Consider the following 12,566-nt stretch of genomic DNA (forward strand, 5'->3'; position numbering starts at 1 on the left):
ATAGAGGTCTGAAGATTAGCCTTTAAGTTCGTCTTTGAGTTTCGCTTTGAAATCATCGAAGAACAGTTCGAAAGCGGGCTGATTGCGGTGGGCTGAGCCACCGATCCGAACGCCTACCTTACCATCGACTGGCTGCAGGGTCACCCAGATGCGCCGATGGGAAATGAAAAATGCCGCCAGCGAACCGAAGATCATCAGGAAACAACCGATCCAGACCACCCAGACGCCGGGATCTTTGCCGACCTGCAGGCCGGTATAATAGGGCTGGTCGATCTGCAGCAGGCTGAAGATGAATTCATCGCCGCGCTGGGCGTCAAAGTCGGGGAAGTTCTGCAACACGACAAAGGGGTTGCCATGCTGACCGTCCGCCGTATTGACATGCATCTGGATAGCCGGTCCAAAACGATCATAGGAAGGGGTCGAGGCGGTGACGGCAAAAGAGCGGCCGCCGGGCAGAGCCACGTGCTCGCCCTGCCGCGCCACATATTCCTGCACTTCGTTGGTGCTGCGCGTGCGAACACGCACTTTAAAGGACGGATCGCCTGCCGGGCCATAGCTCGACTGATAGAAGGTAATCCCCTGATAGCTGAGGGGATCGTTGACCTCAATGGTCTTGCTCAGGACTTCCTGACCGCTGTCGAGCACGACCAGGTCACTGACGTATTCCTTCGGCCGACCACCCCCTTCATAGAAGGACACCTCGAAGCGGTCGCAGCGAATGGCGAAGGGCAGCTTGACCGCCTCGTTGGTGCCAAAGAGGCGAACCGTATCGGCGGAGCCCCCCTCCACGACATTCATGTAGCCTTTGTAGCCCCAGATATTGCCGATAATCGCCCCGATAAAAATAATGAGGATGGAGAGGTGGGTCACATAGACACCAAAGCGGGCATAGGGCCCCTTTTGGGCGAAAAGGTATATGCGATCGTCCTCCCGTGTCTCCACGGCACCGGCGAAATGCTTCTGCACAAGACTGCGCAGACGGCCGGCAGCCTCGTCCATCGTCCCACCGACCACGACTTCGTCGGCGTTGGACAAGGTGCGAAAAAGGGAGTCATCCCCTTTAAGCTGGGGATGCATGACCGTGTTCCACACCCGGGGAAAGCGCTTGATGGAGCAGCATACCAGGTTAAGAGAGAAGAGTCCGAGCAGGGACAGAAACCACCAGGAATGGTACATGTCGAAAAACTGCAGGGAGTCGAGAAGCTTGTAGGTCTTCTCCGTATAGATCTGCAAATATTCCTGGGGAGAGAGGTTCTGTTGCACCACCGTGCCGATGATGGACGTCACGGCCAGCAGGATCAGAATGATGATAGTCAACTTCAGGGAACAGAGAAAGTCCCACACTGACGTCAGGAAGCTTTTTTCTTTTGCGGTCAAAATCGTGTCTCCTGGATAGAGTTCTGGATCGATAGAGTGGCCTTTGCCGGGCGGATTAAAACTTCTCCGTCACGCAAGAAAAGTGCCGAAGGCCATAAAGCACACAAAAACAGTCAATAAAGCCCTGTTCCAGGATTATCCCCGGTTAAAGCCCTACGGCATCTGGCCTGCCGCTTGGCTAAATCCCGTACTCTCCCCGTCTTTTCACGTGAGATAAAGACTAATCCAGTCATCTAATGATTGTCAATGTTCATATACCGGAACCCGTACCGTTCAGGTGCGGTCACAAAAATGCGGGATACCACGCTTCAGCGGTTCAGGGCTTTTCGCCCGATATCATTGCGGAACTGGGAACCTTCCCAGTGGATGAGACGTACTCCCTCGTAGGCTTTGGCAATAGCGTCGGCAACGGTGGTTCCGAGCCCGGTGACGCCGAGGACGCGCCCCCCCGCATTGACAATCTTGCCGTTGGCCAGCGCGGTGCCGGCATGAAAAACCACCAGATCGTCCAGACGGCCCGCCTCTTCAAGCCCGTGAATTTCGTGACCCTTGTCGATGTCGCCCGGGTAGCCACCGGAGGCCATGACGACGCAGACAGCCGATTTTTCGTGCCACTCGATCCCGTCCTGGGTCAGTTTGCCCCGGGCGCAGGCCTCCAGCACCGGCACGATGTCCGACTTCATGCGCATCAGCAACGGCTGCGCCTCGGGGTCACCAAATCGCGCATTGTATTCGACCACCCGCGCCTTGCCGTTTTTGATCATCAGACCGACATAGAGGATGCCGCGATAGGGAGTCCCTTCGCTGGCCATGGCGGCGATGGTCGGCCGCACGATCTCTTCGACGATATCTCCGTACAGAGCTTCGGTTACCACCGGCGCCGGGGAATAGGCTCCCATGCCGCCGGTATTGGGACCCTCGTCATTATCAAAAATCCGCTTGTGATCCTGCGACGAAGCCAGGGGCAGAATATTCTGGCCATCGGTGAAGGCAAAGAAGGACGCTTCCTCGCCGTCCATGAATTCCTCGACCACGACACGGGCGCCAGCAGCACCAAAAACCTTATCCAGCATGATGTCATCAACGGCGGCAACGGCCTCCTCGACCGTGACGGCGACGACCACCCCCTTGCCGGCCGCCAGGCCATCGGCCTTGACCACGATGGGCGCACCCTGCTCGCGGATATAGGCGACCGCCTCATCCCGGTTGGTAAAGGTGGCGTAAGCGGCCGTAGGGATGCGGTATTTGGCCATGAGATCCTTGGAGAAGCTCTTGCTGCCTTCCAACTGGGCGGCAGCCCGGGTCGGTCCGAAAATCCGCAGGCCGGCAGCTTCGAAGAGATCGACGATGCCCAGCGTTAGCGGCACTTCCGGTCCAACCACAGTGAGATCAACCCCCTGATCCAGGGCGAAGTCGCAAAGAGCGGCGACCTTGTCCGCGGAAATGTCGACACACTCCGCCAAAGCAGCGATACCGGGATTACCCGGCGCGCAATAGATTTTCTCCACCAGGGGTGACTGGGCGATTTTCCAGACCAGGGCATGTTCGCGCCCACCACCACCAACGACCAGGATTTTCATAGAAACCTCCACAGAGCCGTGACGAATATGAGAAGCTCTAAGCCGTCACGCCCGTTTTTAATGTCTGAAATGGCGCATGCCGGTAAAGACCATGGCCATGCCGTGCTCGTCGGCGGCGGCGATGACTTCCTCGTCGCGGATAGAGCCGCCCGGCTGGATGACGGCAGCGATGCCGGCGGCCGCGGCGTTGTCGATGCCATCCCGGAAGGGGAAGAAGGCATCGGAGGCCATGACCGCCCCCTTGACTTCGAGACCGGCATGCTCGGCCTTGATGGCGGCAATCCGGGCGGAATTGACGCGGCTCATCTGGCCGGCCCCGACGCCGATGGTCATATTCGCCTTGCCGTAGACGATGGCGTTGGACTTGACGAACTTGGCCACGCGCCAGGTGAAGAGCAGATCCTGCATCTCCTCGGCGGTCGGCTGCCTCTTCGTGACGACCTGCAGCTCGGCCGTGAGGTCGAGGTCCGTATCCTGCACCAGCAGACCGCCGTTGACCCGCTTGAAATCAAGGCGCTGACCGGGAACGGCCGGCCACTGGCCGCATTCTAAAAGACGCACGTTCTTTTTGGCCGCGACCACCTCCACCGCTTCAGACGCCACCCGAGGCGCGATGATGACTTCGACGAACTGCCTCTCGACAATAGCCTTGGCCGTTTCGACGTCCAACTCACCATTGAAGGCAATGATGCCGCCAAACGCGGATTCCGGGTCCGTGCTGAAGGCGCGGTTATAGGCCTCGAGCAAGTCCTTGCCGATGGCGACCCCACAAGGATTGGCGTGCTTGACAATGACGCAGGCGGGCCCTTCGCTGAACTGCTTGACGCACTCGAGGGCGGCGTCGGTGTCGCCGATATTGTTATAGGACAACTCCTTGCCCTGAAGCTGACGGGCCGTGGCGATGGAGGATTCACGCACGTCCTTCTCGACGTAGAAGGCCGCTTTCTGGTGAGGATTCTCTCCGTAGCGCATTCCCTGAGCCTTCTTGTACTGCAGGGTCATGGTCGGCGGAAATTCAGCGCTGTCGGCGTCAAGACGGCGGCCGAGCCAGTTGGAAATGGCACCATCATAGGCCGCCGTATGCTGATAGACTTTGACGGCCAGACGGAAGTTGGTCTCACGGGAGACGCTACCGCCACTCTTTTTCATCTCTTCGAGGACGGCGGCATAGTCGGCGTGATCGACGATGACCGTCACGTCGCGATTGTTCTTGGCGGCGCTGCGCAGCATGGTGGGACCACCGATATCGATATTCTCGATGGCGTCTTCCAGCGTACAGTCGGCCTTGGCCACGGTCGCTTCGAAAGGGTAGAGGTTGACCAGCACCATGTCGATGGGCAGGATGTCGTGCTCAGCCATTTTGGCCACATGCTCGGGGTTATCACGCATCCCCAACAGACCGCCATGAACCTTGGGGTGCAGTGTCTTCACCCGGCCGTCGAGCATTTCAGGAAAGCCCGTAAAGTCGGAAACATCCTGCACGGGCAGCCCCTCCTGGCGAAGCAGCGATGCCGTCCCTCCCGTGGAAAGGATCTCCACGCCGAAAGCATTGAGCTCCCTGGCAAATTCGACGATGCCGGTCTTGTCCGAAACACTGATGAGGGCACGTTTGATGGCGGCCATGACACCTATCCTTTCTATTGACTCTTCTCTGTATGCGGTTTACTGAATCTACGGCTGGCTAAAAAACAAAAAAACCGTCAACTGGCGGTTTTTCAGAAATCGAGCGACTTGATGAAGGCATCTTCAAAGACCGGTGTACCGGAAAGGGGGTAGGGTTTCAGGGATCGCGCCAATCCTTCCACCTCGGCAACGCCGTCCTTTTGGAGCAGCATCCGGCCGACACCCCGCAGGGCGCCACCGGCGACAAAATGAACATTTTCTAGCATGTTTTCCGGCAGCATGGCAACCCTTTTCAGGACTTCAGACGGCAAGGACAAACCAAGGGCCCCGGTCAACATCACCTGAATATCCTTAGCTCCTTCCAGCCCCGCCCGCTTCAGCAGGCAGTCGACGCCGGCCCGGATCGCCCCCTTGGCCAGCTGAAAGCTGCGAATATCCTGCTGGGTCAGGCGCAGATCGATCACGGCATCGCGAAACAGGCGCAGCGAGCGCTCGCCCGTTTCCTCGACGATATAGCGGGAGAGGTTGGTTTCAATACTGGCGGCGTCCACGATGGTACCCCGCGAGTCGATCAACCCCTCCCGCCGGGCCAGGGCGACGACCTGGGCCAGGCCGCTGCCACAGAGGCCGCGGGCGGGCCCGCCGCCGACGACCTTGAGTGCCCAGCGGTCGGCCTCCAGGGCGATCCCCTCGATGGCGCCCTCCCCCAGCGGCATCCCGCAGGAGATCCCGGCCGCTTCGAAAGCGGGCCCCGCCGCCACCGAAGTAACCAGCCAACGCCCCTCATGATAAAGCGCCATCTCGCCGTTGGTGCCCACATCCAGATAGAGGGTCCGGGCCGACTGGGGGGGATGGGCATGGAGGAAAGCGACGAGATCGCCTCCCACGTAGCCGCTAACCAACGGAAAGAGATAGAGCGCACAGGGCAGGTCCAGGCCAAGGGAAAGGGGCTCGAGGCTGAGCCCCTGCCGGAAGACGGGCTTGTGGGGAGGATAGAGAAGACTGTCGACAGGGCACCGGCAGAGCAGATGGGAAACCGCCGGGTTGGCGGCGGCGGCCGCCGCTTGCACCTGTTGCCGCGAAAGATCCGCCTGGCGCAGCAATTCGGCGAGCAGGGCGTCCATCCCCTCGACCAGGAGGGTCTGCAGCCTTTCCCCCTCACCCCGCTGAGCGGCCTCGAGACGACGCACCACGTCACTACCAAGGACATATTGGGGGTTTCTCAGCCGCCCTTCGGCCAGCACCTCGCCTTTCCGATCGAGCAGCCGAGCCGCCAGCGTGGTCGTTCCCAGATCGAAAGCCAAAACGCATGGTTCACCGGTCATCATGGGATTCCTTTGCGCCCGCCCGCCGCCTTCAGGCTGGGGGCAATTCAGCGGTCATCATGGTAAAGACGGGGGATCTGCTTACTGACCTGGCAGAAAATTTCGTAGGAGATGGTTCCTGCCTTTGCCGCCAGTTCTTCGGCACCAATGCAGTTATCCCCGTCGCCGCCCAGCAGCGTCACCCTGTCCCCCACCTGAACCCCGGGGATATCGCTGACATCGATCATTGTCCAGTTCATGCATACGGTACCGGCTACCCGCGCCCGCTGTCCACGCACGAGCACTTCCCCACAACCGGACAGGCGACGGCTATAGCCGTCGCTGTAGCCGACCGGAATGGCAGCCAGTACGGAGGGCCGCTCGGCCTTGAAGCGATGACCGTAGGACACCCCGGTGCCGACGGGAACCTGCTTGAGCTGGTAGATATGAGTGCGCCAGCTCATGACCGATCGCAGATCGAGACGGCCGGCGAAGGCGTCGGAAGGCAGCGCTCCATAGAGGACGATGCCGGGACGCACCAGATTGCATGCGGGCAGATGATGGGCGAAGAGCGCGGCGCTGTTGCTCAGATGAACCCACAAGGGCTGATGGCCAGCGTCACGAATCTGCTGCAGCATGCCGCAGAACGTTTCATACTGACGGGACGTCAGGGGATCCTGCGGCGCATCGGCCAGCGCCAGATGAGACAGAACCCCTTCGAGCCGCAGCCCTTTCCAGGCAGCCATCTCCGCCAGCACCGCACCCAGCTCCTCGGGCCGAAAACCGACCCGCCCCATACCCGTATCGAGCTTGAGGTGGAAGGGACAGACTTGACCGTTAGCCAGAGCGACTTGGTTCAGACGCCTCGCGGTCTCGACATCGAACAAAATAGGAATTAAGCGGTGGCGGAGGAGAGCCTCTTCCTGACCCGGGAAAAACCCTCCCAAGATGACAACAGGACGGTCGATCCCCGCCTCACGTAACTGCTGCCCCTCCTGCACGGAGGCCACACCGAACAGATCGGCGCCTTCGTCCTGCAGGCAGACCGCCACCGGCCCGATCCCGTGACCATAGGCGTCTGCCTTGACGACCGCCAGCAGCTTGCGCTCTGCTCCCGCCTGACTACGCGCCTGGCGGAAGTTGTGACGCAGGGCGGCAAGATTTATCTCGACAAAAGTTGGAAACGTAGAATCAGGAGACATAACGGCAAGGCCTCTGGAAGAAAAATTTTTCTTAGCACGACGGTCCGAGACTGTAAAGGAGAAACTCATGATCCCGCCGGCGGCGGAATCGTGATTTCCGCATTATTCTGGTTGACAGCAAAACCCTAATCCATTAGGCTTTTTTCTTCTTCTCACGGCCTCGTCCGGGGATGAAGGGCGGCAGGCGCCGGCACAGGCAAAGCCGCTTGAAAAAGTGCAGACCGCTAGGGGAGTGGCACACTGAGAATCCCGCAACCAGGGATGACCCTTTGAACCTGATCCGGTTCGTACCGGCGTAGGGAAGCGGCGAGAGGAACCGGTTGTTTTCCGATCGTCATGCCCTGCGAAGGCATGACGATTTTTTATTTTGCCACTGAGAGCTCATGATGATTGACGGACTTTACCTGATCACCGCCCAGGAACCGGTAGAGATCATGCTGGACAAGGTGGCCTCCGCCCTGCAGGGTGGGGTTCGCGTCGTCCAATACCGGGACAAGGTGCGGCCCGATCAGGAGCAACTGGCCATCGCCTGCCAGCTCAAACAGCTCTGCCGGCAACGGGGAGCCACCTTTATCGTCAACGACGATCCGGTCATCGCCCAGGCCAGCGGCGCCGACGGCGTTCATATTGGCCAGCAGGATGGCGCCGTCGGCGAGGCCCGTCGCATTCTGGGGCCAAACAAGATCATTGGCGTCTCCACCCGCAATGCCGAAGAAGCTCTCAAGGCCCAGAGGCAGGGGGCGGACTACGTCGCCGTCGGCAGCATCTATCCGACCACCAGCAAGGACGATATCCAGGTGGTGGGGCTCGACATACTCAAAAAGGTGCGCAAGGCCGTGCAGATACCGGTAGTGGCCATCGGCGGCATCAACCGCGACAACGGCAGTGACGTCCTCGCGGCCGGCGCCGACGCCCTCTGCGTCATCTCGGCGGTCATGGCCGACCCGGCCCCGGCGCTGGCTGCCGGCGAAATCGCCCTGCTCTTTAATCGTCACAATCCCTTCCCCCGCGGCAAGGTTCTCACCATTGCCGGTTCGGATTCAGGGGGGGGAGCGGGCATTCAGGCCGACCTTAAAACTATCACCCTGCTGGGCAGCTTCGGCATGAGCGCCCTCACCGCCCTCACCGCCCAGAACACTCTCGGGGTCAAAGGGGTGCACCCCGCCCCCGTGGATTTCGTCACGGCCCAGATCGAGGCGGTGCTCGCGGACCTGGGTACCGACACCGTCAAAACAGGCATGCTCTTTTCGGCCGAAATCGTCGAGCAGGTAGCCCGCGCCATCGACCAGCACGCCCTGCTTGCCGTGGTCGACCCGGTCATGATTGCCAAGGGGGGCGCTCCCCTGCTGCAACAGGAGGCCATCGCGGCTTTTGTCCAGCACCTGCTGCCGGTCGCCTACCTGCTGACTCCCAACCTGCCTGAAACGGAGGCCCTGACCGGTTTTGCCGTGCGTAACGAAAAGGACATGGAGCGCGCCGCCCGCCGGTTGCAGCAGATGGGCGCCCGCCATGTCCTGATTAAAGGGGGCCACCTTGAAGGAGCCGCCGTCGACCTGCTGCTGGCCGACGACCAGCTGCACCGCCTGGCCGCCCCCCGCCTGGACACCCCCAACACCCACGGTACCGGCTGCACCTACTCGGCCGCCATTGCCACCTTCCTCGCCCAGGGGGTGCCACTGACCCAGGCCGTCGAGCAGGCCAAAACCTTCATCACCGAAGCCATCCGCAGCTCCTTTGATTTGGGCACGGGACACGGCCCCGTCAACCACTATCGGGCCGCCCGGCTTTTCCGCCAGCCCGAGTGAACCCGGTTCGACACTTTTTCACAACTGACGGCCTGCCTGAGCGGACCGTAAATGCGAGGGAAAAACATGACCCAGCTTGAAATCGCCCGCCAGGGCCTGATCTCCGACAAGATGCAACAGGCCGCGGCCGCTGAAGGCATCGACCCTGAAATTCTGCGCCAGCGCATTGCCGAAGGTACCGCCATCATCTGCCACAACAATCGGCACATCAACGGCATCCCTCTGGCCGTGGGCAAGGGCCTGCGCACCAAGGTCAACGCCAACATCGGCACCAGCAAGGACGACACCAGCATCGACAAAGAACTGGAAAAGGCCCGGGTCGCCGTCGCCGCCGGCGCCGACGCCATCATGGATCTCTCCACCGGCGGCCCCATCGATGAGATCCGTGCCGCCATCATTCGCGAAACCAGCGCCTGCATCGGTTCGGTCCCCCTCTATCAGGCCGCCGTCGATACCGTCGTCCGCAAAAAGAAGGCCATGGTCGACATGACGGTCGACGAGATCTTCGACGGCATCAAAAAGCACCTCGACGACGGCGTCGATTTCATCACCGTGCACTGCGGCGTCACCCGCGCCACTGTCGAGCGCATGGACCGTGAGGGACGCATCATGGAGGTTGTTTCCCGCGGCGGCTCCTTCACCATCGAATGGATGACCCGCAATCAGGCCGAAAACCCCCTTTACGAGCACTTCGACCGTCTGCTCGAACTGGTCAAGCCCTACGATGCCACCCTCTCCCTCGGCGACGGCTTCCGCCCCGGCTGCCTGGCCGACGCCACCGACCGCGCCCAGATTCATGAGCTCATCGTGCTGGGCGAACTGACCCAGCGCGCCTGGGACGCCGGTGTGCAGGTGATGATCGAGGGGCCGGGGCACGTGCCCCTCAACCAGATCGAAGCCAATATCCAGTTGCAGAAGCGGCTCTGCCACGGCGCCCCCTTCTATGTGCTGGGCCCCCTGGTCACCGATATCGCCCCCGGCTACGACCACATCACCTGCGCCATCGGCGGCACCCTGGCTGCCTCCGCCGGCGCCGACTTCCTCTGCTACGTCACCCCCAGCGAGCACCTGCGCCTGCCCACCGTCGAGGATGTGCACGAAGGCGTCATGGCCAGCCGCATTGCCGCCCACGCCGCCGACATCGTCAAGGGCGTCAAAGGCGCCATCGACAAAGACAACGCCATGGCCCGCGCCCGCAAGGAGCTGGACTGGGAAAAGCAGTTCGAACTGGCTCTCGACCCCGAAAAAGCCCGCCGCCTGCGAGCCGAATCGGGTGTCGACGAGGAGCACGGTGCCTGCACCATGTGTGGGGAGTTCTGCGCCTACAAGGTCATGAACGAACGTAAACGGCAGAGCACCGCCGGCTGAGGCAGCTTTCCTGCACAAACCCGTCTTGAAAAATGCCCCAACGCCTGCTGGCGGGGGCATTTTTCTTTTTCCGGCCAGACGCCCCGACGCCTCGCACCAGGCCAATATTTATGGTTGAAATCCGGCCCACGTTCATGTTTAGATTAGCGAATTTGGCTTGGCCAAATATCTCACCACCCGGGAGGGATATAGAATTATGTGTGCAAAAAAAGTGGTAAAAAAGACCAATCGCCCCAAGCGTCCCCACAAAATCAAGCTGCGGGGCTTCAACAACCTGACGAAAACGCTGTCCTTCAACATCTATGATGTCTGCTACGCCCGTGCGCCCCAGGCCCGCAAGGAGTATCTGGAATACATTGATGAGGAGTACAATTCAGAGCGTCTGGTGAAAATTTTGACCGAGGTGGCCGACATCATCGGGGCCAACATCCTCAACGTTTCCAGTCAGGATTATGATCCCATGGGGGCCAGCGTCACCATCCTCATCGCCGAGGAACCGGTGGACCCCAAACCCGACCAGGTGCTCGCCCATCTCGACAAGAGCCACCTGTGCATCCACACCTACCCGGAGACCGACTCCCGGACGGGCGTATCGACCTTCCGCGTCGACGTCGACGTCTCCACCTGCGGCAAAATCAGTCCGCTTAAAGCCCTCAACCACCTGATCAACTCCTTCGAGTCGGACATCGTGCTCATGGATTACAAGGTGCGCGGCTTCACCCGCGACGTCAAGGGCACCAAGCACTATATCGATCACAAGATCCTGTCGATCCAGCAGTTCATCAAAAAGTCGACCCTGGATCTCTATCAGTGTGTGGACATCAATATCCACCAGGAAAATCTTTTCCACACCAAGATGCTGCTGCGCGATTTCAACCTCGACAACTACCTGTTCGCCAGCGCCGCCAAAGATTTCTCCCCCGAGGAAAAGGCACGGGTAAAAGAAAGTCTGCAAAAAGAGATGACCGAGATCTTCTATTCCAAGAATATCTATTGAGCATCCACCGGACCACGACACAAGGAGAGTCATGTTTACCGTCATGCGAAACCTGTTGGTCACCCTGGCTATCGGAGCAACCCTGACCATGACGGCCTGCTCCTCCCCCAAACTTCCGGGCGACCCACAAAACCCCTACCGCCCCGAGCGGCAACCCGTGGTCGGCGACATTCTCCACCTGCCGACGGGGATTTTCGTCGATGAAGAGCAGATGCTCGCCACCGCGACGGATGCCCGCCTGGTCTATGTGGGGGAAACCCACGACAATCCCGCCTCCCATCGCCTGCAGCTGACCGTTCTGCGGGCGATGGCGGCGCGCTATCCCGATCGACTCGCTCTCGGCATGGAAATGTTCACCCCCGCCCAGCAGGAGGTGCTGGATCGCTGGGTGGCCGGCGAACTCAGCGAGAAAGAGTTCCTCAAGCAATCCCGCTGGTACGCTACCTGGAACATGGATTTCGCCTACTATCGGGATCTGCTGCTCTTCGCCCGCGACCATCGCCTCCCCGTGGTCGGCCTCAACGCCGACAAAGACCTGGTGCGCGCCGTCGGGCAGAAACCTTTTGAGCAGCTCGACGAGGCCCAGAGCCAGCGCCTGCCCCAGATCGACATGACCGACCCCTATCATCGCGCCATGGTCGAAGCGATCTACGGTGGGCACAGCCAGGGCAACAGCATGCTGGAAGGATTCCTGCGCGTCCAGAACCTCTGGGATGAGACCATGGCCGAGAGTATCGCACGCTTCCTGAACAGCCGGAACGACGATTCCTGGCGCATGATGATCGTGGCCGGCGGCAACCATGTGCGCTACGGCTATGGCATCCCCCGCCGGGTTTTCCGCCGACTCCCTACCTCTTACACCCTCATCGGGTCAAGGGAGCTCGACATCCCCGAGAGTAAAAAAGACCGCCTCATGGACGTGGAGATTCCCGATTTCCCTATGCCGCCCTATGACTTTATGGCCTTTACCGCGTACGAGGATCTGCCGCACCAGGAAGTCAAGCTCGGGGCCATGCTGGACGACTCCCAGGGGATGGTTTTGATCAAGGGGGTGATTCCCGGCTCGGCGGCCGCCGAGGCTGGCCTGGAGGAAGGGGACATCATCCGCCAGTTCAACGGACTGCCCATCGAGGAGGCCTTCGACCTGATCTACGAAGTGAAGCAGCAAGAGGAAGGCGACCTGGCGACACTGTTCATCGAACGGGGCACGCAGACCCTGTCGCTGGAGGTGAGGTTCAAGGCCCTGCCGCCGAACCATCACCTTCCTGAATAACCTGCCAACAGAAAAGGCCGCCCGATGAGGCGGCCTT

The 12,566-nt window shown here is 60.5% G+C and carries 9 protein-coding genes and 1 riboswitch; of the genes, 4 read left to right on the forward strand and 5 right to left on the reverse strand.

Features of this window, described 5'->3' with window-relative positions; genetic code table 11:
• Nucleotides 1–15: 15 nt before the first annotated feature.
• The 5 genes from MJO47_RS00305 to alr form a co-directional block, all read right to left on the reverse strand.
• Nucleotides 16–1,377, reverse strand: coding sequence for a cytochrome c biogenesis protein ResB (locus tag MJO47_RS00305; protein ID WP_253959125.1), 1,362 nt, complete (start codon nt 1,375–1,377; stop codon nt 16–18).
• 308 nt (nt 1,378–1,685) lie between these two features.
• Nucleotides 1,686–2,957, reverse strand: coding sequence for a phosphoribosylamine--glycine ligase (gene purD / locus MJO47_RS00310; RefSeq protein WP_253959126.1), 1,272 nt, complete (start codon nt 2,955–2,957; stop codon nt 1,686–1,688).
• Nucleotides 2,958–3,014: 57 nt separating this feature from the next.
• Nucleotides 3,015–4,580, reverse strand: a complete 1,566-nt coding sequence (purH, locus tag MJO47_RS00315) for a bifunctional phosphoribosylaminoimidazolecarboxamide formyltransferase/IMP cyclohydrolase (protein WP_253959127.1) — start codon at nt 4,578–4,580, stop codon at nt 3,015–3,017.
• 92 nt (nt 4,581–4,672) lie between these two features.
• A complete protein-coding gene (locus tag MJO47_RS00320; RefSeq protein ID WP_253959128.1) occupies nt 4,673–5,908 on the reverse strand; it encodes an ASKHA domain-containing protein in 1,236 nt (411 codons plus the stop codon).
• 44 nt (nt 5,909–5,952) lie between these two features.
• Nucleotides 5,953–7,086 (reverse strand): alanine racemase, encoded by a 1,134-nt coding sequence (gene alr / locus MJO47_RS00325; protein WP_253959129.1) that lies wholly within the window; start codon nt 7,084–7,086, stop codon nt 5,953–5,955.
• Between the two features lie 216 nt (nt 7,087–7,302).
• A riboswitch (TPP riboswitch) is annotated at nt 7,303–7,405 on the forward strand.
• A gap of 67 nt (nt 7,406–7,472) precedes the next feature.
• Here alr and thiD point away from each other — a divergent pair.
• From thiD to MJO47_RS00345, 4 genes are all read left to right on the forward strand, one after another.
• Nucleotides 7,473–8,891 (forward strand): bifunctional hydroxymethylpyrimidine kinase/phosphomethylpyrimidine kinase, encoded by a 1,419-nt coding sequence (gene thiD / locus MJO47_RS00330; protein WP_253960525.1) that lies wholly within the window; start codon nt 7,473–7,475, stop codon nt 8,889–8,891.
• Between the two features lie 66 nt (nt 8,892–8,957).
• Nucleotides 8,958–10,259 carry a phosphomethylpyrimidine synthase ThiC gene (thiC, locus tag MJO47_RS00335; RefSeq protein ID WP_253959130.1) on the forward strand — a complete coding sequence of 434 codons (1,302 nt, stop codon included), beginning with the start codon at nt 8,958–8,960 and terminating at the stop codon, nt 10,257–10,259.
• A gap of 196 nt (nt 10,260–10,455) precedes the next feature.
• On the forward strand, nt 10,456–11,256 hold the full coding sequence (speD, locus tag MJO47_RS00340) for an adenosylmethionine decarboxylase (RefSeq protein ID WP_253959131.1): 801 nt from the start codon (nt 10,456–10,458) through the stop codon (nt 11,254–11,256).
• 31 nt (nt 11,257–11,287) lie between these two features.
• On the forward strand, nt 11,288–12,529 hold the full coding sequence (locus MJO47_RS00345) for a ChaN family lipoprotein (RefSeq protein WP_253959132.1): 1,242 nt from the start codon (nt 11,288–11,290) through the stop codon (nt 12,527–12,529).
• The last annotated feature ends 37 nt before the right edge of the window (nt 12,530–12,566 follow it).

This window comes from Desulfuromonas sp. KJ2020, assembly GCF_024197615.1.
GTDB lineage: Bacteria > Desulfobacterota > Desulfuromonadia > Desulfuromonadales > SZUA-540 > SZUA-540.

Excerpts from the sequence above, each read along its gene's own strand:
- MJO47_RS00345 (WP_253959132.1), top strand. The coding sequence starts at position 11,288 with ATGTTTACCGTCATGCGAAACCTGTTGGTCACCCTGGCTATCGGAGCA.
- thiC (WP_253959130.1), top strand. The coding sequence starts at position 8,958 with ATGACCCAGCTTGAAATCGCCCGCCAGGGCCTGATCTCCGACAAGATG.
- thiD (WP_253960525.1), top strand. The coding sequence starts at position 7,473 with ATGATTGACGGACTTTACCTGATCACCGCCCAGGAACCGGTAGAGATC.
- alr (WP_253959129.1), bottom strand. The coding sequence starts at position 7,086 with ATGTCTCCTGATTCTACGTTTCCAACTTTTGTCGAGATAAATCTTGCC.
- speD (WP_253959131.1), top strand. The coding sequence starts at position 10,456 with ATGTGTGCAAAAAAAGTGGTAAAAAAGACCAATCGCCCCAAGCGTCCC.
- purD (WP_253959126.1), bottom strand. The coding sequence starts at position 2,957 with ATGAAAATCCTGGTCGTTGGTGGTGGTGGGCGCGAACATGCCCTGGTC.
- purH (WP_253959127.1), bottom strand. The coding sequence starts at position 4,580 with ATGGCCGCCATCAAACGTGCCCTCATCAGTGTTTCGGACAAGACCGGC.
- MJO47_RS00320 (WP_253959128.1), bottom strand. The coding sequence starts at position 5,908 with ATGATGACCGGTGAACCATGCGTTTTGGCTTTCGATCTGGGAACGACC.